The following is a 21,639-nucleotide window of genomic DNA, read 5'->3' on the forward strand; positions in this document are numbered from 1 at the left end:
TTGTCATCCCCGGATGGACTTCACCAGCACCACCGCCGTCTCGGCGCCCGCGCGGCGGTCTTCCGAGATCCGTTGATAGTCATCCGATTCCGCCCAGTCCCGGAACGACGCCTCATCGGGAAAGCTCATCAACACGACCTTGTCCCGATCCCACTCCCCTTCGACGACCCGCGGCGCCTCATCGGCCACCAGCAGCGTTCCCGAATAGCGTTGGAACACATCCATGAACGCCGCCTGGTACCGGTTGTAGGCGTCGCGGTCGGTGAACTTCAACTGAGCGATGGCATAGACGGTCGCCCGGCCACCGTAGCCATCCCGCCGCGCGCGGCAAAGGGGCGCGCCGGTCGCAGACCGCGGCCGCGCGCCCCGCCCGCCCGGTTCAGGATGTGCGCACGCTGAATTCCGCGGCGATGGCGTCGATGAAATCGGGGAGATCACCGGGATTGCGGGAAGTGATCAGTGTCCAGCCCGCGGCGTCGCTGCGGACGACAGGCTCGTCGACCCAGGACGCACCCGCGTTGATCAGATCGGTGCGCAGCGAGGCATACGAGGTCACCGTCTTGCCCGCCACCACCGCGGCCTCGACCAGCAGCCACGGGCCGTGGCAGATGGCCGCGATCGGGCGGCCCGCGTCGATAGCGGACGGACGAGTTCTCGTGCCTTGGCGTCGGTTCCGAGCTTATCGGCGTTGACGGTGCCGCCCGGGATCACCATGACGTCGAACGCGCCGGGATCCATCTCGCCGATCGACGTGTCGGGCCGCACCGGTTCGGATGGAATGAGGTCGTGCCGAAATGTCTGGACGTCGATGTTCTCGGTGGCCGCGTGGGTCCCGCTGTCGACGGCCTCAACCCTGTGCCGCAGCGGAATTCACGTTACCCAGGCCATCGTGTACACGCGGCGGCGATCGTCCGCGCGATTTCCAGCTCGGCGTCCTGGCAACAGACCTCCAGCAGCCGGTCCACGCATCGCGTTCCGGTGACCACCCGAAGGACTCGCCGGCGGCTGCGGGCGTGGTCGTCGGCATCCAGAATGGCCTGCAGCCCGGAGATGCTCAGGAAGGTCAGTCGCGACAGGTCGACCACCACGAGCCGAGTACTCGTGGAGATCGCGTAGCCGAGGTGTTCGCGGAAGTCTCCGACGTTGTAGTAGTCGATCTCGCCCGTAGCGGTCACTACCGTCGTGGTCGGTGATGGTGCGCTGTGAGTGACTCCCAGCAGCGAGTGCTGTCCACGCCGCTCGACGATCGCCGGTCCACCAGCGACGATGAATGAAGTCGGCATCAGGATCAGATCCTTGTCCGTTTCATGTGACGTGCCCCGCCCGAGGCCGTCGCATCATGAAGCACCCATGCCGCAGGGCACGGGCTGGGCTGCTGGTTTTCAACCGTGACCATGGGGTACCCGCTCCGGTCGCGAGATACACCTGTGATCTGTCTCGCCGCTTCGGCGCAATCGGCTCTATGCGTGCGGCGGCACGAGACCGGGCGCCGCGTAGTGCCGCAGGAGTGGTCGTAACCGATCGAACAGCGGGTCGGTGCGGTCGAACTGGGAGAAGTGGTCGCCCGGCAGGACGCGTACCTCGCTGTGGACCGTGGTGTGCTCACGCCAGGCGGTCAGGTCGAGTTCACCGACCAGCGGATCGGCCTCGCCGCCGAAGGCGTGGATCGGGCACGGCAGCGGAGGGCCGGCGTCGTTTCGAGCGTCCGCGCAGACCCGGAGATCGTCTCGGATCACCGGCAGCGCGGCCGTGAGCAGCGCCGGGACCTCGAGGATCGGTGCGGGCAGCCCGCCCAGGTCGGTCAGCAATCGGATCAGCGCCGCGTCGTCGAGCGCCTCGACCGGGGGCAGCGGCCACGGCAGGTGCGGGGCCGCGCACCCGGAAATGATCAGTGCGGCAGGCAATGTCGCGCCCCGGTCGCGTCGGCGGCAGGCGAGCCGGTACGCGATGAGCCCACCCATGCTGTGCCCGAAAAAGACGTGCGGCGCGGCCAGGTGTTCGTCCAGCCGAGCGTCCAGGTCGGCGAGCAATGGCTCGATCTCGCTGAATCGCGGCTCCGCGCCGCGCCGTTCGCGTCCCGGCAGCAGCACCGGTCGCACCGCGATGTGCGGGCCCAGGGCGCGCTGCCAGCCACGGTAGGGCGAGGACCCGCCGCCCGCGTGGTGGAAGCAGAACAGCCGCAAGGACTCCGGATCCGCCGCGGCGACGGGGTCGAGGTACCCGCTCACCCCGCCGCCCGCAGGGTCTCCAGCTCCTCGGCGAGGATCTTCACCGTGGAGGTGATCTGTTCCTCGGTGTGGCAGGCGGTGATGAAGAACCGCAGCCGGGCCTTGTCCTCCGGCACGGCGGGATACAGGATCGGGTTGGCGTTGATGCCCCTGCGCAGCAACGCATTCGACAAGGCGAGCGCCCGCATCGAGTCGCCGATGATGCACGGCACCACCGGGGTGTCATGACTGTCGCCGGTATCGATGCCCGCTTCCTGTGCGAGGGTCAGGAACAGCCGGGACAGTTCGCGCAGTCGCCGCGGCAGCTCGGGTTCGGCCCGCAACTGGCGGATCGCCGCCAGTGAGGCCGCGGCATTGGCCGGGGTGATGCCGACGCTGTAGATGAACCCGGGGGTCGTGTATTTCAGGAATCGGACCAGTTCGGCGCTGCCCGCGACATAACCGCCGCAGCCCGCGAGGGCCTTCGACATGGTGCCGGACCACAGCTCCACGTCGGCGCGGTCGATGTCGAAGTGCTCGCCGATGCCGCCGCCGGTCGCGCCGAGCACGCCGATGCTGTGCGCTTCGTCGATCATCAACAGCGCCTTGTGTTTCCGCTTCACCTCGATGATCGCGGGCAGGTCGGGGATGTCGCCGTCCTGGCTGTACACGCCCTCGATGACGATCAGGACCCGCCGGTAGCGGTCGCGGATGTCGGTGAGTACACGGTCGAGCGCGGCGTGGTCGTTGTGCGGGAACGGCCGCCGGGTGGCTCCGGAGAGCTTGCAGCCCTGCAGGATGCTGTCGTGCGCCAGGCTGTCGTGGAGGATCAGGTCGCCGGGGCCGACGATGTGCCCGATCACGGTGACATTGGTGGCGTGTCCGCTGGTGAAGGTGATCGCGTCCTCGGTGCCGAGCAGGGCGGCGAGCTCGCGTTCGAGTTCGGCATGGATCGTCTTCTCGCCGGAGAGCAGGCGGCTGGCGGAGACGGAGCTGCCGTATCGGGTCACCGCGTCGCACACGGCGGTGGTGACGGCGGGGTGGCCGGACATGCCGAGGTAGTTGTAGCTCGAGAAGTTCAGGACGTCCTGTCCCCCGATCACCGAGGTGTCGCGGGTGACTCCGTCGTTGATCAGGAAGTACGGATTGCTGACGCCGAGCTGCTCGGCCAGCCCGATCCGGTCGAAGATCTCCCGCACCTCCGGGAAATCCGCGATGCGGTACTGCGGTTCGACGCCCGGGGCGGGCTCCGGCACGAGCGGTTCCGCGGGCTCCGCCGGCGACGGCGCGGCCACCAGCCCGATCACGTCCGCGATCGTCGTCGCCGGGGTGAACCACTCGGGGGTGATGGCGAATCCCGGTATGCGGCGGGCGATTCCACCGAACAGGTCGGCGATCATGATCGAGTCGAATCCCAGGTCGCCGCTGATGGTCTGATCGCCGGCGAGTCCGGCTACCGGGAATCCGCTCACCCGTGCGAACTCGGCGCGGACCACGGCCGCGGCATCGGGGCTCGCGCCGGTGTGGGCGGGCACGGTGAGGGCGGGGGGCTGGGCCGGGTGCGCCGGGGCCGCGACGGGCCCTCCGGCGGCGGCCGACAGCAGGGCGTTCTGTTCCCGGAACAGCGCGATGAGTTGGTCCATGGTGGTGTCCTCGATCGGGGGTGCCGCGGGTGTCGGTGACGGGGCGGGCGTGGAGTCGATCCGGGTCCAGTAGCGGTGGGTGGTGTCGAAGTCGTAGCCGCCGACGCGCCGCCGGATCCGATCGCCGGGTTCGTACAGCGCGTCCCAATCCGGGTCGAGCCCATCGTGATACAGCGCCGCGATGGTCTCGGCCAGCTCGTCGCCCGAGGCTCGCGGTCCGGCGCACGGCGCGAGCACCGGGATCACCGGACCGTCGGCCGAGCGGCCGAGCAGGGTCGCGAGCGTGCGCCGCGGGCCCACCTCGATCAGGTGGGTCGGTTCGGTGGCCAGCGCGGCGGCCGCGGCGTCGGCGAAGCGCACGGTGGCCTCGAGCTGCTCGGTCCAGTAGGCGGCGTCCATCGGCTCCCCGGCCTCGAGCAGGCGGCCGCGCAGCGTCGAGTAGATCGGGATTTCGGGCGGCCGGTAGGCGCATTCCCCTGCGACCGTGGCGAACTCGTCCCGCATGCCCGCCATCAGCGGCGAGTGGAAGGCGTGCGAGACGGTGAGCCGCCGGACGCCGACGCCGCGGCCGGTCAGCACCGCGCCGAGGCGCTCGATCGCGTCGCCCGCGCCCGAAACCACCACGTCCTGGGGGCCGTTGATCGCCGCCAGCGCCACATCGGGCTCGTGCGCGATCGATGCGGCGGCCGTCTCGGGCGTCGCGCGCACCGCCAGCATCGCGCCGTCGCCCGGCAGATTCTGCATGAGCCGCCCGCGGGCGGTGATGAGCCGGCACGCGTCGTCGAGGGAGAACACCCCGGCGATCGCGGCCGCGGCGAACTCGCCGACACTGTGCCCGAGCAGCCAGGCGGGTTCGGCCCCCAGCTCGAGCAGCGTCCGGGACAGGGCGTATTCGACCGCGAACAGCGCCGGCTGCGCGAACTCGGTGCGATGCACGCTGCCATCATCGTCGCCGAGCAGCAGATCGGCGATCGAGCGGTGCAGGTGAACCGCCATGCGCTCGTCCACCTCGGTGAGCGCGCGCCGGTACACCGCGGAGGCCCGGTACAGCGCGCGCGACATCCCGGGATACTGGGAGCCCTGCCCGGTGAACATCCAGCCGATCGACAACCGCTGGGCGGCACCGGAGTTCATGTCGAGGACGACCGGGTCCGCGGCGCATTCACGCAGCGCGGCCACCGCGCTCTCCCGGTCCCGCACCACCAGCGCCAGCCGGTGGCGCCCCGACGACTTCACCTGATTCGTCGACCAGCACAGCTCACTCAGCCGGCCGGACTCCCCCGCGATCCGATCGGCGAGGCGAACAGCGTTACGCCGCAATCCTTCCCGATCGTTCGACGACAGGGTGAGCACGCCGCCGCCATCGGTCGCGGACGCCGGTGTGACCGGCGGAGCGCTCGTCAGCAGCATGTGCGCATTGGTGCCGCCCATGCCGAAGCTCGAGACGGCGCCGTGAATCCGTCCCTCCGGCAGGGCCATCGGCGCGTCGAGCAAGCGCAGCCCGTGCTCGGCCAGCCGCAGTCCCGGGTTCGCCTCGGCCGCGTACCGGGTGGGCGGGACGGTGCCGTGGTGCAGGCTCAACGCCGCCTTGATCACTCCCGCGATACCGGCGGCTCCCTCGGTGTGGCCGAGGTTGCCCTTGATCGAGCCGATCGCGCACGGACTCGCGGCCCGTGCCGCGTGCACCGCGCCGAGCGCCTTGATCTCGATCATGTCGCCGAGCACGGTCCCGGTGCCGTGCGCCTCGAGGAACGCGACCTGATCGGCGTCCACCCCGGCCCGCCGGTAGGCCTCGGCGACGACCTGCTGCTGGGCCCACCGATTCGGCGCGGTGATCCCATTGCTGCGGCCGTCGTTGTTCACCGCGCTGCCGGTGATCAGCGCGTAGATCGGCAAGCCCGCGGCCTGGGCGTCGGCGAGCCTGCGCAGTACCAGCACCGCGACGCCCTCGCCGCGGCCGATGCCGTCGGCGTGGCCGCTGAACGGCTTGCAGCGCCCGTCCGGCGCGGACAGGCCCGCCTGGGTGTAGAAGACGTTGAGCGCGGGCGTCACCGCGATATTGACGCCCCCGGCCAGCGCTTGATCGCATTCACCGGCGCGCAACGCGACGCAGGCCTGGTGGATCGCGACCAGCGACGACGAGCAGGCGGTGTCCACCGCCATGCTCGGCCCCTTCAGATCCAGCTGATAGCTGAGCCGGTTCGCCGTCATGAAATACCCGTTGCCCGAGCCGATCTGCGGGGTGATGCGGTCGTAGTCGCGCATCCGCACCGTGGCCCATTCGTTGGCCATGACCCCGACGAACACCCCGGTGTTCGAGCCGGCCTGCCCGCGCGGGTCCAGGGTGGCGTCCTCGAACGCCCGCCACGCCGCCTGCAGCAGCAGCCGCTGTTGCGGATCCATCGCCTCGGCCTCGCGCGGCGTGATGCCGAAGAACTCGTCGTCGAATGCGTCCGCGTCGGTGAGGAATCCGCCGGTGCGGTTGTTGACCCGGCCCGGGCCGCCCGCGGGATCGTGGAAGTCGGCCGCGGGCCAGCGGTGCGCTGGGACCTCGGTGATCGCGTCCGCGCCCGCCATCAGCAACGCCCAGAGCGCTTCGGGGTCCGGCGCTTGCGGGAAGCGGCAGTCGATTCCGACGATGGCGATCGCGTCGTTCATGCCTGCGGCCCGGGTAATTCGGCGACTCGGCCGGTGATGTAGCCGCCGAGTTCGAGGATGGTCGGGTAGTCGAACACGATCGTCGGATCCACCGCGAGGTCCCATTCGACTTCGATCTCGCCGCACAGGCTCACCGCGGACACCGAGTCCATGCCCAGTTCGGCGAGCGGCAGGGTGGGGTCGATATCGCGCGGGGATCGGCCGAGGTACCCGGCGACCCGGGCGGTGAGCCAGTCCACGACGACGGTGTCCTGGCGAGCGGGCGCAAAGGGTCTCATCGGTGGTGTCTCCTGAGGTGTCGATTGCGGGTCGGGTCAGCGGGCGAGAACGTTGGCGCGCAGCAGTTGGACCGACGGTTCGATCTCCTCGTGCAGCACGCCGTCGACGGTGTTGTCCAGGAACGCGGATCGCATCGAATTGCGTTGCACCTTGCCGCTGGTGGTGCGGTGGACCGCGCGGTGCTCGACGAGCACCACGTTCGGCGCGGGCAGCTCGAAGCCGCGCGCCACCGCCGCCTTGATGCGGGACGACAACTCGGCGACGGGCAGTTCACCCAGCTGGGCGGTGCGCACGCCCTGGACGACCAGCAGACGCTCCTGGCTGTCGGTGTCGATCGACAGCACCACCCCGGGCGCGTCGGCCACCGCCGGATGGGTGTCGCGCACGGCCTCCTCGATATCGTGCGGATACAGGTTGCGGCCGTTCACGATGATCAGGTCCTTGAGCCGTCCGGTGATGAACAGCTCGCCGTCGCGGAGCGCGCCCAGGTCGCCGGTCCGCAGATAGGATCCCGCGCCCTCGGTGCGGGCGGCGAAGCGGTCCCGGGTCTCGTCGGGCCGATTCCAATAGCCTTGTGCCACACTGGGTCCGCCGAGCCAGATCTCGCCGATCTGCCCGTCGGGCAGGGTCTTCAGGGTGACCGGGTCGACGATCCGGACGTCGAGGCCGGTGACCGCCGCGCCGCACCCCACCAGGCGGGTGCCGTGCGGGGCGGGCACGAGCCGATTGCGTTCCAGCTCCGCGGAATCCACGTCGAGATACACCGGCGGCGTGCCGGGCCGCGCCGCGGTCGCCATCAGCGTCACCTCGGCCATGCCGTACGCCGGGAGGAACGCGGTCGCGGCGAGACCCGCCGGGGCCAGGTGTTCGATCACCGCGTCCATGGTGCGGGCCCGGATCGGTTCGGCGCCGTTGAGCGCCACCCGCAGCGACGAGAGATCCAGTCCCGCGCGCTGCGCGTCGGTCACCCGGCGCGCGAGCAGTTCGTAGGCGAAGTTCGGGGCCGCCATGAAGTTCGCGCGGTAGCGGTCGACGGCTTCGAGTAGCCGGACCGGATGCTTGAGGAACGTCACCGGCGACATGAAGACCAGGTTCGCGCCCGCGTAGAGCGGTTGCAGCAGCATCCCGATCAGGCCCATGTCGTGGAAGTGCGGCAGCCACCCGACGACGACGTCGGTGTCGCCGACGGCGGCTCGTTCGGTGATGGCCGCCTCGTTGTGCATGAGGTTGGCGTGCGACACCGCCACGCCCTTCGGCTCGCTCGTGGAACCCGAGGTGTACTGCAGGAAAGCGATCGTCTCGCCGGTGATGCCCGGCATCTCCCAGGCCTCCGGATCACCGAGGGACTCCGCGTCGGTGGCCACGACGGCGACCGATCCGTTCTGGGCGTGCAGCCATCCGGCCACGGGTTCGCGCAGGGCGGTGGCGGTGAGGACGAGCCCGGCGCCGGCATCGGCGAGCATGCCCGCCACCCGCCGCATGCTGCGCGCGTCGGTGGGGACCGGCGCGGGCACCGCGATCACCCCCGCGTACAGGCAGCCGAGGAAGGCGCGCAGGAACTCCGGACCCGGCGGGTACAGCAGCAGGACCGGCCGGTCGGCCTCCGCGCGCGACGTCAGCCAGTCGGCCAGGGCCCTGGCATCGCGGTCCAGCTCGCGGTAGGTCGTGACGTCCTCGACCAGCTCGCGACCGGCCTCGCGCAAGTAGATGTAGGTCCGGGTATCGCCGAGGGCCTCGGCTCGGCCTCGGAGATGGGCGACGAAGGTGGAATGCATCCGGTGAACTCCTGGCTGGCGGATTCTGTCGTCGGGGGGACGGTTCGGACCGTGCCCTGCCAGCAATGATGTGCGCGCAAATCGCCGGCAAATAGCCACCCAGGGAGTGGGACGAACCCACCCTCCGGGGTTCGCGCCGAGTCCGAGGGTGTGCGTCACCAGCGGGCAGAGCGGTGGCCACGCCTCAGGGGATCTCCCCGGGCATGGCGAGGCCGATATCGACAGACACTAGGACACAACACAATTCAGGAGAAACAGAGATTTCGGGGCAATTCACAACCTGCACATGTCAAAGCCCCGCACCGAAACCGGGCGGCTCGTCGGCCCTATCGCTACCCCATGAACGGGTTGTGGCGCACGGTCAGCTGCTTGTACAACATCCGCTGAATGGTCTCGCGAACCTGATCGGCGACCTCGAACATGGTCATCGGATCGTCGGCCGCCTGCGGGCCGTACCCGGCGGTGGGGATGGGGTGGCCGAACTCGATGTACCACTTCGACGGCAGCGGTACGCACCCGAGCAGACCCAGCTGCGGGAACAGCGGCGTCACCGGGAAATACGGGAGCCCGAGCAGCCGGGCCAGCGGCGCGAGGTCGGCCAGTTTCGGATAGATCTCCTCCGACCCGACGATCGAGCAGGGAATCAGCGGTACACCGGTCTTCAGGGCCAGCGAGGCGAAGCCGCCCCGCCCGAAACGCTGGAGCTTGTATCGCGCGCTGTACGGCTTTCCGACACCCTTGAAGCCCTCGGGGAACACTCCCGCCAGCTCGCCGGTGCGCAACAGCTGCTCGGCGCCTTCGGGGCAGGCCGGCGTGTGCCCCGCCCGGCGGGCCAGCCCGCTCACGATCGGCAGCTCGAAGACGAGATCGGCGGCCAGCAGGCGCAGCGCCCGATGCTCGGGGTGGCGATCGTGGACGGCCAGTTGCAGCATCAGCGCGTCCAGCGGCAGCACCCCCGCATGGTTGGCCACGATCAGCGCGCCCTCGGCGTCCGGGAGGTTCTCGATGCCGGAGACCTGGACCCGGAACCACCGCTGCGACAGCGGCCGCAGCACCGGCAGAATCAGCGACTCCAGGAGATGCTCGTCGAGGCCGAACTCGTCGCGCTGGAAGTCGCCGGTGAGGCGGCGACGCGCGAAATCGGCAGCGCCACGGACACCCGCGACGAGATTACCCGGCACCAGCTCACCGAGTGTCACGCGAGGACCGTGACGAGGGCGGGCTTCCGAATCCGCATAGTGTGAACCACCGTTCGATTAGTCGCGGGAACTGCAAACGTGGGGTGTGGAGCACGGGAAAGGCGGGATCAGCTCGATCCTATGGGAATTCGGCCGAATTGCTTCGTAGTCACCATCGGAACCAGTGTCTGTGCGCCTCCGCCTCATCGGCTCGGGGGAAGCCGAACGCGAAGATCCACACCACCAGGAGCGCCGCGGCGACCCACCACAAGGCATTCAGTGCGAAACCGGCCGCAAAGATAATCCCTGCGAGCAGGAGCACCAGTAGCGGAATAATCATTCTTTCGCACCTCCTACCGGCCGCGTACCCGGATTCACCTTCCGCTAACAACCGGTCCGCGGCGCGCGGCCCGCGTCGCCGAGCCGATACGGGATCGCCCCACGTGCACGGGTTTCCGGTGGACGAGGGTCTCGCCCCAGCGTCCCTGTAGTACACGTGGGGCGCGACCCTCGTATCGGCTCAACCGTCGGGGGTTGTGTGTAGCGCCGACATCTCAGCGCATACCAAGAGGTCCGTCTTCTCAACCGGTCGGTGCCGATCGCGGCGAATAGGTGACCGGGTCGTTACCGGATCCCCCACCACCCCCTGGGAGTACTATTTGTTCAGGGTTTATGAAAAAGCCTGGTCACTCGCGGCCATGCAGGGTGCTGACCGTGAACGGCGTTCTTCCAATGCGCCCCCCAAAAACCCAGGTGATGGTAATGAACCGTCCAACGACCCCTGTTCTCATGACCACCTCGGCCACGATCACGGACCATACGAACGTTTGCACCGTCGGTGGCGAGATCGATGCCCTGACCGCCCCCGCCTTCGAGCAAGCACTGCTCGACAGTGTCGACATCGGCGGATCGACTGTCATCGACATGACCGCGGTGACTTTCTTCGGCATAGCCGGGATCGGCGCCTTGATCGCGGCTCGCGATTTCGCCGATCGGCGGCACTGCGCGCTATGCCTCGAAGGCTCCTACTGCGTCACACGAGTACTGGAAGTAGTCGGTTTGGCATCGGAATTCGATGTCTGCCGGTCGTCCCTCCGACTGGGCATCCCACCCGGCGAGTGACCTCCGGGGTGATCTCCTTCCCCCGTCTGCGATGATCGAATCCGACGATCTCGACCCGTACCCAGGCAGGCGAAGAATCACACCGAACAGCATGGACCAGCGCCGGACCGTTCAGACCCCGCTCACCCGCTGACCGGCCCGCCGCGGAAAGGTCGCCATGTCGAGCCCTCGTGCGACAGCTCTCGCCTTCGACCGCGTGATCGCCCGGGCGGATCAATCGATGTGGATAGTCACGACCATCGCGGACGGTCATCGCGCGGGCTGTCTGGTGGGATTCGGGACGCAGGTCGGTATCGAACCGCGGCGGTTTCTCACCTGCTTGTCCAAGGCCAATCACACCTACGACGTGGCGTCTCGCGCGCGCTACCTCGCCGTTCATCTCCTCCCGGCGGGCGCTCGCGCACTCGCCCAGCTCTTCGGCGCCGAAACCGGTTCGGATATCGACAAATTCGAGCACTGTGAATGGCACGAGGGCCCGCATTCCCTGCCGATCCTCGATGCCGCCGCCGGGTGCTTCGCCGGCGAGATCCTGCGGCACGACGACTTCGGCGATCATGTCGGCTTCCTGGTAGCTCCGACCTGGGCTGAGGCGGGCAGCGCCGAGCCACCGTCCATGCGCTACGACGAGGTCGAGGACGTCGTGCCGGGGCACCCGGCCTAGTCGGCGGTACGTCGGTGCTTGCGATGACTGGTGTCGCACAGTGGATAGATTTCCGACCGACGGCACAGGCACAACGCCACCACACAGCGGTCGCAGCGCATGGTGCGGCCGTCGGCGGTCACCAGTTCCACCGGGCCCTCGACGAGTACGGGCCCGTCGGCGGTGACAGTGATTGTCCGCCGGTCATTGTCTGGGTCGGTCGGCACGGATGACCACCAGCTCCTCGTCTCGTTGTCCCGGCCGGATCCGCGCGGTGCGGGTGAGCCAGGCGGCTCGGCTGCGCAGGACCGGGCCGAACGGGATCGTCGTCCGGGCGACCGCGGCCGCTTTCAAACCCGCGTCGCGCAGCAGGGCGAGAGTGCTGTCGACACCGGACAGCGCGGATTGCACCATCAGCAAAGTGCCGGTGTCGGAGAGCAACTCGGGTGCGAGTCGGCACAGCGAGTCGATGACCGACCGCCCGTCGGCCCCAGCGTCCCACGAGCGTGCCGCACCGCGGGGTGGATCGCGATGCGGGCACGGGACATACGGCGGGTTGCACACCACGACATCGAAAGTCCTGCCCGGCAACACTTTCTGGAAGTCGCCGTGGAGCAGTTCGACATCGATGCCCCGGCGGCGGCAGTTGAACCAGGCCGAGGCGAGAGCGGTGCGTGAGATATCCACCGCGGTAACCGACCCGGCGCATCGGGCGGCCGCGATGGCCAGGGCGCCGGTTCCGGTGCACACGTCGACGACCCGGCCGCGTGGTGGGATGTGCGCGTCGGCGTACGCGCGAACCAACAGCCGGGTGTCGGCTTGGGGGCGATAGACGCCGGGCGCGCGAATCAACATCATGAACCAGGGATAGCCCTGAATTCACTGTTCATTCGCGAACGGGCGATCGAACTCGCTTCCTTCGCCGGCCGGCTCCGCCGAGAGCAGCGAGGTGCGGCCGTCACGCCAGCGGGTGAGCACATACTCGGCGAAGCGATCCTCCAGCAGGCCGGTGGCATGAATTCCGAACGCGATGGACGCGCGGAGTTCGGGTTCGGCCGCCCGCAGATCGCCGATCACCTCCCGCCGCATCAGCTGTTCGTGCACGGCGTCGGCCTCCACGTGTTCGCGGTAGAACCGGATGCTGGCTGGATCGGCGTGCAGCCGTTCCAAGGCGCGGACCATGCGTCGCGACGCGGGCGAGGACGTGATCTCGACGGCGGCGAAATGGCCGACACCGGCGCCGCGCAGACCACGATGCAGTCCGAACAACGACATCATGTTCACGATCGCGAGCATGTGGGCCGGTACAGCATCGAGATAGAACAGGTACGCGGAATTCATGCCCGCGCCGGCCAACAGATCCGCGTAGAGCCGCTGATGGATCCGATCCGCGTGCCCGCCCCCGAACTCGTCGAATTCGACGGCGACCAGCGCGGCCTTGGCCCGGCCCCGCAGGCGCGGAATCAGCCACGCGTACGGGTCGGCCTCCTGGTGGTGCAGGATCGACCGGTGCGCGAAATACTCTCGCACCTGCCAGGGCTCACCGCGCTCCTCGAGGAACGCCGCGATACCGGTGTCTTCGTCGGGGACGGTCAACAGGGCATCGAGCTCGCGGTCGAGATCGAGATCTGACCCGGCGTCGCTCCGCAACATGGTCAGGAACCGGCGCTCCAATTCGGAACGCAGACACAGCAACTGGGGATTCCACTCCCAGTCCTCGTCGACACCGTCGAAACCCGCGTAGTGCAGCGCGTAGCAGGTATGCAGCGCCATGTGCAGATCGCGGCTGTCGGCGGTCGCCCGGTCGGGCACCGTCGGCACCGCCGATCCCGCCCTGCCGCCCAAGGCCGCGAGCACGCCCGCGGACAGTTCGCCGCACGGCTGCGGCAACACCCTCCGCACGATGAACACCTCCTGCTGACGACAGCTGGGAAGTCGCGGTCCGGCTAGCTTTGTGTTCGCCAGTCGCGCACCGCGTCTCGTACGCGGTCGAACACGGCCAGCGGCGGTCCGGCGATCAGGTTCGCCGCGGCCGAGGAGCCCGTATGCGGATGCGGCCGGGTGGGGGCCACCGCCTCGGCGGCACGCACGGATCCGGCCATGTGCTGGAGCTGGGTCGCCGAATACTGGCGTCGCAACAGGACGAATTCCTCCGCCTCCTCGTGCGCCGCGTGATCGGCGACCGCGTCGGCGAAATCGGCGAGTTCGGCCTGGAAATTCGGATGATGGACGCCGAGATCGTAGAGCTGCGCGAGCGCGCGTTTGGCGTGACTCTCCTCTTCCAGCCGGGCGTCGACCATCTCCTCGGCGCCGAACCTGGCCCGCTTGGCGATCGGATGCACCACTTCTTCCTCGGCGCTTTCGTGAACAGCGAGCAGACGGACCAATTCGGTGAACAGTTCCTCCTGATCCTCCCGGTCGGACTTCAGTTGTTCGAGCAAGGTGGCGATCTCCTCGTGTTGTGCGGTCAAGAGGTCGACCACGTCCTGTTCGGCCATGACGGTGTCCTTCTTTCGCTCGATTTCGATCTCACGAGTAGGCGATACCCCGGCCGCTGCGGGCTATTACTGCGATAACCAGTTTTCCCACGGGATCGAGCATCATGAACGACGAAACAGCGCACCATGAACAGGTCGGGCAGCCGCACTCCGACAGCGAACCGGCCCCGATCCAGGCTGCCGAGGAACGTGCGGCGGAACTCTCCAGCGATCGGCATCCGCTCGGCAGGCCCGGGCGCAGATTCGACCGGAACTCACCGTTCATGGTGGGGCTGACCGGTGCCGCCGGGGTGCTGGTGACGGTCGGCGCGGTGCGAGTCGTCCTCGCGGCGCACGAGGCGTTGCTCCTGGTGGCGGCCGGGTTGTTTCTCGCCATCGGCATGGAGCCCGCGGTGTCCTGGCTGATTCGACACCATGTCCGGCGCGGTTTCGCCGTCGCCCTGGTGTTCCTGATCGTCGCGGGCGGTCTGGCCGGGTTCCTGTGGGCCGCCATCTCGCCATTGATCGATCAAGGCCAGGGTCTGCTCCATCACGCACCTGACGCGCTGCGCGGCCTCGAGGACCGCTATCCCCTGGTCCGGGAGGCCGCCGAGCGATTCCACCTCGACCAACGACTGAAAGAGAGCTCCGACGCCGATTTCGACAAGGTCTCGCACGGCCTGGTCGGCGCGGGGAAGGTGATCTTCGGCGGCGTCACCGCCACCGTGCTGGTCGCGGTGCTCACCGCGTACTTCTCGGCGAACTTCCCGGCCTTGCGCGCCAACCTGTATCGGCTGGTTCCGCGCGATCGGCGGCCGCGCGCGATCCTGCTCGGGGATGCGATCTTCGCCAAGGTCGGCGGTTACGTGCTGGGTAATCTGTTGATCTCCTTGATCACCGGAGTCGTCACCTTCATCTGGCTGGCGGCGTTCGGCGTCCCATTCCCGCTGGTGCTGGCCGTGCTCGCGGCCGTGCTGGACCTCATCCCGTTGATCGGCTCCACACTGGCGGGCATCGCCATCACGCTTGTCGCACTGACGGTTTCACTGCCGGTCTGCGTGGCGACCGTCGTCTTCTTCATCGCGATGCGCATGATCGAGGACTATCTGCTGGTGCCGCGCATCATCGGGCGCACGGTGCAGGTTCCGGCGGTGGTGACGGTGGTCGCGGTGCTCATCGGCGGTTCGATCCTCGGCGTGCTGGGCGCGCTGCTCGCCATTCCCGTCGCCGCCAGTCTGCTCCTACTGGTCCGGGAGCTGCTCTACCCGAGGCTGGACCATCCCGCGAAATCCGGTCCGACTACCCCGCGATCGCGGGGGTGATTCCCGCGCGCAGTGGCGAATCGACCACCGTCAGGAGGTGCGCACCAAGAATTCCGCGGCGATCGCGTCGACGAAGTCGGGGAGATCGTCGGGTCTGCGGGAGGTGATCAGCGTCCAGCCCTCGGCGTCGCTGCGGACGACCGGCTGGTCGACCCAGGTCGCCCCGGCGTTGACCAGATCGGTGCGCAACGAGTGGTACGAGGTCAGTGTCTTGCCCGCGACCACCGCGGCCTCCACGAGCAGCCAGGGGCCATGGCAGATGGCCGCGATCGGGCGGTCCGCCGCGATCAGCGATCGAACGAGTTCCCTTGCCGTGGCGTTGGTTCGGAGCTTGTCGGCATTGACCGTGCCGCCGGGGATCACCACGCCGTCGAACGAGCCGGGATCCACCTCGCTCAGCGCCAGGTCGGGCCGCACGGGTTCGGATGGGATGAGGTCGTGCCGAAATGTCTGCACGTCGATACCCTCCGCGGCCGCGTGGGTCACGAATGCGCCGCGAGCGCGCAGTTGATCTCGGGGAACAACCAGTTCATCCCGCTCGACCCCGGTATTGGAAGTGACGATCAGGACGCGAACACCATCGAGTTCCGCTGACACCGATCTCTCCTCTCCCTTCACGTCGCGATACGCGCGCACATCTCGCCGTCGAGACACCGTCGCCGTTGACGGTGCTGCTGGTGCTGACCGCGACTGCCGTCCGGAAGTAATGCCTGCCAGACCATCTGGTCTGGACATCGTTCGCAATACCCGCGTGCAGCCGTCTCAACCCGTCCCGGCATTTGCGGATTCCCCGATCAATCGCAGGGGGCCGTCGGTGATTCCGGGCCGGCAGTGGGTAGCCGACGGGTATCCCATCGGCACCGAACGGAAGGACACCGCCGTGACCCGGTTCGGATACACCCTGATGACCGAGCAGAGCGGCCCGCGCGAGCTCGTCCGCTACGCGGTCGCGGCCGAACAGGCCGGATTCGACTTCCTGGTCAGCTCCGATCATTACTCGCCCTGGCTCGAGTCCCAGGGCCACGCACCCCACGCCTGGACCATGCTCGGCGCGGTCGCACAGGCCACCGACCGCATTCCGCTGATGACCTATGTGTGCTGCCCGACCATGCGCTACCACCCGGCGGTCGTCGCACAGCAAGCGGCGACCCTGCAGATCCTCGCCGAGGGCCGGTTCACCCTCGGGCTCGGCAGCGGCGAAAGCCTCAACGAGCACGTGATCGGCGCGGGCTGGCCCGGTCTCGACGAACGCCAGGACCGGCTCGCCGAGGCCATCGGCCTCATCCGGGACCTGCTGACCGGGGACACGATCAGCCGCCATGGGCGGTGGTATCGGGTCGACGCCGCCAAGATCTGGGATCTGCCCGCCCAACCCGTGCCGATCGCCGTCGCGGTCTCCGGGCCCCGGTCGGTCCGGCGCTTCGCGCCGCTGGCCGACGAGATGATCACCACCGATCCGGACCCCGAGCTCGTCGACGCCTGGCAGCGCATTCGAATCGCCGAGCACGACGACGAACCCTCGCGCGTCACCGGACAGGTTCCCGTCAGCTGGGACACCGACCGGGACAAGGCGATTCACCGCGCACACGACGAGTTCCGTTGGTCCACCGGCGGCTGGGACGTCAACGCCAACCTGCCCACCCCGGCGGGATTCGCCGCCGCCACGCAATGCGTCCGCCCCGACGACATCGCCGAGCAGATCGTCTGCGGCCCCGACCTCGACGCCATGGCCGAATCCGTGCACCCCTACCTGGCGGCGGGCTTCACCGATGTCGCGCTGGTCCAGATCGGTGACGAACAACAGGATCGATTCCTGGCCGAGGCCGCCCAGCCGCTGCTGGACAAGCTCCGCGGTACCTGAGGCGGCCCGGCCCCACCGCCCACCACAGAGGAGGGATCGTGAATCATTCCGCCGCACCGATACTCGATGCCCTGGCCGACTATCAGCGCCAGGGCCGCTACGGCTTCACCCCGCCCGGCCACCGGCAGTCGCGCGGAGCCGATCCTCGCGTGAACGAGATCCTCGGCCCGGCCCTGCGCGCGGACATCCTCGCCGGATCGGGCATGGACGATCGCTTGTCCCGAGGCCACCATCTCACCGACGCCGAGGAACTCATGGCCGACGCGGTGGGCGCCGACTACGCCTTCTTCTCCACCTGTGGCAGTTCGCTGTCGGTGAAGGCGGCCATGATGGCCGTCGCCGGCGGGGACGGCGGGCTCATCCTGGGCCGCGACAGCCACAAATCGATCGTCGCCGGACTGATCTTCGCCGGGGTACGGCCCTACTGGGTGCCACCCAGATGGGATGCGGCTCGGCACCTCTCGCACGCGCCGTCGCCGGAACAGGTGCACCGGGCCTGGGAGCGATATCCGCAAGCGGCCGGTGCGCTGATCGTCAGTCCCACCCCGTACGGCACCTGCGCCGACATCGCCGCGATCGCCGAGGTCTGCCACAGCCACGGCAAACCCCTCATCATCGATGAGGCGTGGGGTGCCCATCTGCCGTTCCACGAGGACCTGCCGACCTGGGCCATGGACGCGGGCGCGGACATCTGCCTGGTCAGTGTGCACAAGATGGGCGCGGGATTCGAGCAAGGGTCGGTGTTCCATCTCCAGGGCGATCTCGTCGACCGGAATCGGTTGCGCGAGTGCGCGGATCTGCTCATGACGACCAGTCCGAACGTACTGCTGTACGCCGCCATGGACGGCTGGCGGCGGCAGATGGTCGAGCACGGCCACGACCTGCTCGACGCGGCACTAGAGACCGCCGGGTACGCGCGCCGCGAACTCGATGCCATCCCGGGCATATCGGTGATGGAGGACGAGTTGCTCGGCGTCGAAGCCTCCCACGACCTGGATCGGCTCCAGGTCCTGATGGATGTCTCCGCCACCGGCGCATCAGGGTATGAGATCACCGACTGGATGCGCGAGCACCGGCGCATCGATCTCGGCCTGTGCGACCACCGCCGTATCCTCGCGACCCTGTCCATGGCCGACACTCCGGAAACCGTCGACGCCCTGGTCGCCGGTCTCATCGCCTGGCGCACCCAGCTGCGCGACCCCACGCCCCCTGACATCCACCTGCCCAATCCTCGTGACCTGCAACTGGATTCGATCATGCTGCCGCGCGACGCCTTCTTCGCGCCCTGCGAATCGGTTCCGATCGACCGCGCGCCCGGACGGATCGCCGCCGAACAGGTCACGCCCTATCCGCCCGGCATCCCCGTCATCGTGCCCGGCGAACTGATCGACGTCGCCGTGATCGACTACCTCCGCTCGGGCATCGCCGCCGGAATGAACGTCCCCGACCCCGCGGACCCGTCACTGGACACCCTGCGTGTCGTCGCCCGGGACGCCCTTCGGTAAACGCCCACGCGGAACGCCGCCCCCTGGCTATCGGCGACTGTTTCCGGTGATACCCGTGGGCTGATCAGCGTTTGAGGTTCGATACGCCGGGAACTGCGTGAGGGCCATAGCCGCTTTCCACGAAGGAATAGTCATGATCATCCTGGGCCTCATTCTGCTGATCTTGGGGTTGGTTCTCGGGATCGGCATCCTCACGACCATCGGTGTCATTCTGCTGCTCATCGGCGCAGTCCTGTGGCTGCTCGGGGCGGCCGGACGGCCGATCGGCGGCCGCGCGCACTACTGGTGATCGGACGGTCCTCGAAGCGCGTCGCTGAACCCGGAATCCCCCGGCCCACACTGTCACGGGCCGGGGAATCGGTAGGTTCGCGCGCTGCGGTCGCGGTACGGAAACGAACTGCCGGACAGTTCGTTTCGACGAAGCGGGGTGGTTGTTTCGGGTGCACGGGACCGGGCAATCGGCACAGGGGGTGACCGAAATACGAGGAAGTGTTCCCCATGACCGGACACACCGTTCGCATCGTGACCATCCTGGCCGCGGCGCTGCTGATTCCCCTCACGGGGGCATGCGATCAGGCCAAGGAAGTCGTGAACAAGGGCGGCAGCACACCGTGCAGCGAATTCACCCAGCAGGACAAGGCGAAGCAGCGGATCACCGTTCGCAAGTATCTCGAACAGGACACGAAGGTGACCCCGTCGGCCGCGCCGGACACTGTCGACGCGTCCATCGCGGCCATCACCGTGATGTGCGAGGCGCAACGCAATCCGGACACCCCGATCCGGGAAGCGGACCTCACCGGAATCCTCGTCCCGAAGAAGTAGCGACCGAGTTCCGTGATCGGAGGGTCACGCGGGGACGGCGTGCGTGATGCGTCGCCAGACCCGGTGCCGCGCAAGGACTTCCGCGAAGGCATCGGCGAATCGCGCCGGGATGTCCCGTCCGGATGCCGTGGTGACCACGACGCCGTCGACAGTGCCGAGCCCATCCTCGGGCGGTATCGGACTCAGTCCGATGGTCCGCAGCAGCGACGCGCCCGCCCCGAATCCGCCGATCGGTTTGGCGTGCTTGTAGGCCTCGAGCACGAAGTGGACCGCGGGACCGTCACCGCCCAGCGATTCGACCGCGTCCGGACCACCCGCGACCAGGACACCGTCGTACAACACCGACGACACGGTCGCCAGCGAACGGTCCACCGGCACGGTCCCGCCGCCCTCGGCGCCGACCTCGCCGCCGTGGGCCGCCAGGGTTTCCAGCACCGCGCCGCGTCCTCGTAGCGCGGAACTCACCCGTTCCAGCCCGTCGGCGTCGACGCCGTCCGCGATCAGCACGGCGATCTTGCGGGTGGCGATGCCCTCCCCGGGCAGGCTCGACTGCGACAGCGCCGGCGACGCGGTCACCTCCCCGTTGTACGACACCCCCGGGGCCCGCATGCCGAGTTCGGCGGCCACCCGGACCGCCAGCTCGGCGTCGATGCGCGCGAGGTGTTCGAGGACGCGTTCGCGGATCTCCGGCCTGGTCAGCTTGCCGAGTTCGAAGGCGAAGGCGGCCACGATGTGATCGGCTTCGGGTTCGGACATACTGCGCCAGAACATGCGCGGCTGCGTGTAGTACTCGCGGAACTTCGCGCCGCGCCCCCGGGCCGTGGCGCCGTACAGCGACTCGGAATGGTGCTGGAACGCACCGTCCCCGGCCAGGGCCGGGCAGCCGCCCCCGATCGTGTTCTCGGTGTAGGCCGCCTCGCCCTGCGGGATGGCGTGCTGTCCGTAGCCGTCCTGCTGGTGGTTGGCCACGTCCGCCACCGGCCGATTGATCGGCAGCTGCGCGAAATTCGGCCCGCCCAGCCGGATCAGCTGCGTGTCCAGGTAGGAGAAGTTGCGCAGTTGCAGCAGCGGATCGTCGGTGAAATCGATGCCGCGCACCAGGTTCGCGGTGTGGAAGGCGACCTGTTCGGTCTCGGCGAAGAAGTTGTCCGGATTGCGATCGAGCACCATGGTCCCGACCGGTCGCACCGGAACATATTCCTCCGGAATCAGTTTCGTCGCGTCCAGCAGATCGAAGTCGAAATCGAATTCCCGATGCTCCGGGATCAGCTGCACCCCGAGCTCCCATTCCGGGTACTGCCCGGCGGCGATGCAGTCCCACAGATCGCGCCGATTGAAGTCCGGGTCGCGCCCGGCTATCTGCTGGCATTCGTCCCACAGCAGCGAGTGCACGCCGAGTTTGGGTTTCCAGTGGAATTTCACGAATGTCGACTGCCCGTCGGCGTCGACGAGCCGGAAGGTGTGCACGCCGAAGCCCTGCATCATCCGATAGCTGCGCGGCAGGGCCCGGTCCGACATGAGCCACAGGATCGCGTGCAGGGTCTCCGGTTGCAGCGCCACGAAGTCCCAGAGGGTGTCGTGCGCCGAGGCGGCCTGCGGGATCTCGTTGTGGGGCTCGGGTTTCACCGCGTGCACGAAGTCGGGGAACTTGATGCCGTCCTGGATGAAGAAGACCGGGAAGTTATTGCCGACCAGATCGTAATTGCCCTCCGCGGTATAGAACTTCGTCGCGAAGCCGCGCACGTCGCGCACGGTGTCGGCGGATCCGCGCGATCCCGCGACCGTGGAGAACCGCACGAACACCGGCGTCTCCACGGTCGGATCGGTGAGGAACCGCGCCGTGGTGAACCGGCCCAGCCACCCGGTATGCGGCCGGAAGCGCCCGTAGGCCCCCGCACCGCGCGCGTGCACGACGCGCTCGGGAATCCGCTCGTGATCGAAGTGCGTGATCTTCTCGCGGGCGTGGAAGTCGGCCAGCAGGGCCGGGCCGCGATCGCCCACCTTCACCGTGTCGTCGGTGCCGTCCACCCGGACGCCCTGCTGCGTGGTCAGGTAGCCCCGGTCCCGCGCGACGCGATACGAATCCAGCTGGCGCTGCTTGTCGTTCCTCTCACTGTCCATGTGGCGACTCTCCTCCGCTCGATGGCCGG

21 protein-coding genes and 1 pseudogene are annotated in these 21,639 nt (G+C 68.4%); 7 read left to right on the forward strand and 15 right to left on the reverse strand.

From position 1 onward, the window contains the following. Positions 1-3 precede the first annotated feature (3 nt). The 9 genes and pseudogenes from ACFRAQ_RS26615 to ACFRAQ_RS26655 form a co-directional block, all read right to left on the reverse strand. Entirely contained in the window at positions 4-282 is a 279-nt protein-coding gene (locus ACFRAQ_RS26615) for a DUF1330 domain-containing protein (protein WP_379104953.1), read from the reverse strand. Positions 283-379: 97 nt separating this feature from the next. Further along, positions 380-738 (reverse strand): annotated as a pseudogene (locus ACFRAQ_RS26620) (DJ-1/PfpI family protein). Positions 739-875: 137 nt separating this feature from the next. Then, positions 876-1,283 carry an STAS domain-containing protein gene (locus ACFRAQ_RS26625; RefSeq protein WP_379104270.1) on the reverse strand — a complete coding sequence of 136 codons (408 nt, stop codon included), beginning with the start codon at positions 1,281-1,283 and terminating at the stop codon, positions 876-878. Between the two features lie 177 nt (positions 1,284-1,460). Beyond that, positions 1,461-2,228, reverse strand: coding sequence for a thioesterase II family protein (locus tag ACFRAQ_RS26630; RefSeq protein WP_379104272.1), 768 nt, complete (start codon positions 2,226-2,228; stop codon positions 1,461-1,463). Beyond that, positions 2,225-6,508: a type I polyketide synthase gene (locus ACFRAQ_RS26635; protein ID WP_379104274.1), complete on the reverse strand. Its 4,284-nt coding sequence runs from the start codon at positions 6,506-6,508 to the stop codon at positions 2,225-2,227. The genes ACFRAQ_RS26630 and ACFRAQ_RS26635 overlap by 4 nt, the downstream gene beginning before the upstream one ends. Beyond that, a complete protein-coding gene (locus tag ACFRAQ_RS26640; protein ID WP_379104276.1) occupies positions 6,505-6,786 on the reverse strand; it encodes an acyl carrier protein in 282 nt (93 codons plus the stop codon). The genes ACFRAQ_RS26635 and ACFRAQ_RS26640 overlap by 4 nt, the downstream gene beginning before the upstream one ends. A 36-nt stretch (positions 6,787-6,822) precedes the next feature. Further along, positions 6,823-8,562 (reverse strand): fatty acyl-AMP ligase, encoded by a 1,740-nt coding sequence (locus tag ACFRAQ_RS26645; RefSeq protein WP_379104278.1) that lies wholly within the window; start codon positions 8,560-8,562, stop codon positions 6,823-6,825. 332 nt (positions 8,563-8,894) lie between these two features. Further along, positions 8,895-9,761 carry a lysophospholipid acyltransferase family protein gene (locus tag ACFRAQ_RS26650; protein WP_379104280.1) on the reverse strand — a complete coding sequence of 289 codons (867 nt, stop codon included), beginning with the start codon at positions 9,759-9,761 and terminating at the stop codon, positions 8,895-8,897. A 148-nt stretch (positions 9,762-9,909) separates the two neighbouring features. After that, positions 9,910-10,080: a hypothetical protein gene (locus ACFRAQ_RS26655; protein WP_379104282.1), complete on the reverse strand. Its 171-nt coding sequence runs from the start codon at positions 10,078-10,080 to the stop codon at positions 9,910-9,912. Between the two features lie 449 nt (positions 10,081-10,529). Between ACFRAQ_RS26655 and ACFRAQ_RS26660 the strand changes: the two genes are divergently transcribed. Next, the gene (locus ACFRAQ_RS26660) at positions 10,530-10,862 is read left to right on the forward strand and encodes an STAS domain-containing protein (RefSeq protein WP_379104284.1); all 333 of its coding nucleotides are present in this window, start codon (positions 10,530-10,532) and stop codon (positions 10,860-10,862) included. Positions 10,863-11,082: 220 nt separating this feature from the next. After that, positions 11,083-11,523: a flavin reductase family protein gene (locus ACFRAQ_RS26665; RefSeq protein ID WP_379104286.1), complete on the forward strand. Its 441-nt coding sequence runs from the start codon at positions 11,083-11,085 to the stop codon at positions 11,521-11,523. Here ACFRAQ_RS26665 and ACFRAQ_RS26670 read toward each other — a convergent pair. From ACFRAQ_RS26670 to ACFRAQ_RS26685, 4 genes are read right to left on the reverse strand one after another with little or no spacing between them, the layout of a single operon-like run. Then, on the reverse strand, positions 11,520-11,729 hold the full coding sequence (locus tag ACFRAQ_RS26670) for a CDGSH iron-sulfur domain-containing protein (protein ID WP_379104288.1): 210 nt from the start codon (positions 11,727-11,729) through the stop codon (positions 11,520-11,522). The genes ACFRAQ_RS26665 and ACFRAQ_RS26670 overlap by 4 nt on opposite strands. Beyond that, positions 11,707-12,360, reverse strand: coding sequence for a HemK2/MTQ2 family protein methyltransferase (locus ACFRAQ_RS26675; RefSeq protein WP_379104290.1), 654 nt, complete (start codon positions 12,358-12,360; stop codon positions 11,707-11,709). The genes ACFRAQ_RS26670 and ACFRAQ_RS26675 overlap by 23 nt, the downstream gene beginning before the upstream one ends. Before the next feature lie 21 nt (positions 12,361-12,381). Then, positions 12,382-13,404, reverse strand: coding sequence for an iron-containing redox enzyme family protein (locus tag ACFRAQ_RS26680; RefSeq protein WP_379104292.1), 1,023 nt, complete (start codon positions 13,402-13,404; stop codon positions 12,382-12,384). A 44-nt stretch (positions 13,405-13,448) separates the two neighbouring features. Next, on the reverse strand, positions 13,449-14,000 hold the full coding sequence (locus ACFRAQ_RS26685; protein ID WP_379104294.1) for a hemerythrin domain-containing protein: 552 nt from the start codon (positions 13,998-14,000) through the stop codon (positions 13,449-13,451). A 104-nt stretch (positions 14,001-14,104) separates the two neighbouring features. Between ACFRAQ_RS26685 and ACFRAQ_RS26690 the strand changes: the two genes are divergently transcribed. Further along, complete coding sequence (locus tag ACFRAQ_RS26690; RefSeq protein WP_379104296.1) at positions 14,105-15,301, forward strand: AI-2E family transporter; 1,197 nt, start codon at positions 14,105-14,107, stop codon at positions 15,299-15,301. A 30-nt stretch (positions 15,302-15,331) separates the two neighbouring features. Here ACFRAQ_RS26690 and ACFRAQ_RS26695 read toward each other — a convergent pair whose 3' ends face one another. Then, the gene (locus ACFRAQ_RS26695; protein WP_379104299.1) at positions 15,332-15,898 is read right to left on the reverse strand and encodes a type 1 glutamine amidotransferase domain-containing protein; all 567 of its coding nucleotides are present in this window, start codon (positions 15,896-15,898) and stop codon (positions 15,332-15,334) included. A 283-nt stretch (positions 15,899-16,181) separates the two neighbouring features. Here ACFRAQ_RS26695 and ACFRAQ_RS26700 point away from each other — a divergent pair, with 283 nt between their 5' ends. The 4 genes from ACFRAQ_RS26700 (at position 16,182) to ACFRAQ_RS26715 (ending at position 19,489) form a co-directional block, all read left to right on the forward strand. Continuing rightward, positions 16,182-17,162 (forward strand): TIGR03557 family F420-dependent LLM class oxidoreductase, encoded by a 981-nt coding sequence (locus tag ACFRAQ_RS26700; protein ID WP_379104301.1) that lies wholly within the window; start codon positions 16,182-16,184, stop codon positions 17,160-17,162. A gap of 38 nt (positions 17,163-17,200) precedes the next feature. Continuing rightward, positions 17,201-18,667, forward strand: coding sequence for an aminotransferase class I/II-fold pyridoxal phosphate-dependent enzyme (locus ACFRAQ_RS26705; RefSeq protein ID WP_379104303.1), 1,467 nt, complete (start codon positions 17,201-17,203; stop codon positions 18,665-18,667). A gap of 133 nt (positions 18,668-18,800) precedes the next feature. Then, positions 18,801-18,956, forward strand: coding sequence for a hypothetical protein (locus tag ACFRAQ_RS26710; RefSeq protein WP_357277705.1), 156 nt, complete (start codon positions 18,801-18,803; stop codon positions 18,954-18,956). 209 nt (positions 18,957-19,165) lie between these two features. Beyond that, the gene (locus ACFRAQ_RS26715) at positions 19,166-19,489 is read left to right on the forward strand and encodes a hypothetical protein (RefSeq protein WP_379104306.1); all 324 of its coding nucleotides are present in this window, start codon (positions 19,166-19,168) and stop codon (positions 19,487-19,489) included. Positions 19,490-19,513: 24 nt separating this feature from the next. On the opposite strand, the gene ACFRAQ_RS26720 is transcribed toward ACFRAQ_RS26715, so the two are convergent. After that, positions 19,514-21,610: a catalase gene (locus ACFRAQ_RS26720; protein ID WP_379104308.1), complete on the reverse strand. Its 2,097-nt coding sequence runs from the start codon at positions 21,608-21,610 to the stop codon at positions 19,514-19,516. Between the last annotated feature and the right edge of the window lie 29 nt (positions 21,611-21,639).

The sequence above is a fragment of the Nocardia sp. NPDC056611 genome (genome assembly GCF_042792755.1).
Lineage (GTDB): Bacteria > Actinomycetota > Actinomycetes > Mycobacteriales > Mycobacteriaceae > Nocardia.

Excerpts from the sequence above, each read along its gene's own strand:
- ACFRAQ_RS26710 (WP_357277705.1), top strand. The coding sequence starts at position 18,801 with ATGATCATCCTGGGCCTCATTCTGCTGATCTTGGGGTTGGTTCTCGGG.
- ACFRAQ_RS26690 (WP_379104296.1), top strand. The coding sequence starts at position 14,105 with ATGAACGACGAAACAGCGCACCATGAACAGGTCGGGCAGCCGCACTCC.
- ACFRAQ_RS26645 (WP_379104278.1), bottom strand. The coding sequence starts at position 8,562 with ATGCATTCCACCTTCGTCGCCCATCTCCGAGGCCGAGCCGAGGCCCTC.
- ACFRAQ_RS26675 (WP_379104290.1), bottom strand. The coding sequence starts at position 12,360 with ATGATGTTGATTCGCGCGCCCGGCGTCTATCGCCCCCAAGCCGACACC.
- ACFRAQ_RS26720 (WP_379104308.1), bottom strand. The coding sequence starts at position 21,610 with ATGGACAGTGAGAGGAACGACAAGCAGCGCCAGCTGGATTCGTATCGC.
- ACFRAQ_RS26660 (WP_379104284.1), top strand. The coding sequence starts at position 10,530 with ATGACCACCTCGGCCACGATCACGGACCATACGAACGTTTGCACCGTC.
- ACFRAQ_RS26685 (WP_379104294.1), bottom strand. The coding sequence starts at position 14,000 with ATGGCCGAACAGGACGTGGTCGACCTCTTGACCGCACAACACGAGGAG.
- ACFRAQ_RS26665 (WP_379104286.1), top strand. The coding sequence starts at position 11,083 with ATGTGGATAGTCACGACCATCGCGGACGGTCATCGCGCGGGCTGTCTG.
- ACFRAQ_RS26715 (WP_379104306.1), top strand. The coding sequence starts at position 19,166 with ATGACCGGACACACCGTTCGCATCGTGACCATCCTGGCCGCGGCGCTG.
- ACFRAQ_RS26640 (WP_379104276.1), bottom strand. The coding sequence starts at position 6,786 with ATGAGACCCTTTGCGCCCGCTCGCCAGGACACCGTCGTCGTGGACTGG.
- ACFRAQ_RS26655 (WP_379104282.1), bottom strand. The coding sequence starts at position 10,080 with ATGATTATTCCGCTACTGGTGCTCCTGCTCGCAGGGATTATCTTTGCG.
- ACFRAQ_RS26635 (WP_379104274.1), bottom strand. The coding sequence starts at position 6,508 with ATGAACGACGCGATCGCCATCGTCGGAATCGACTGCCGCTTCCCGCAA.
- ACFRAQ_RS26625 (WP_379104270.1), bottom strand. The coding sequence starts at position 1,283 with ATGCCGACTTCATTCATCGTCGCTGGTGGACCGGCGATCGTCGAGCGG.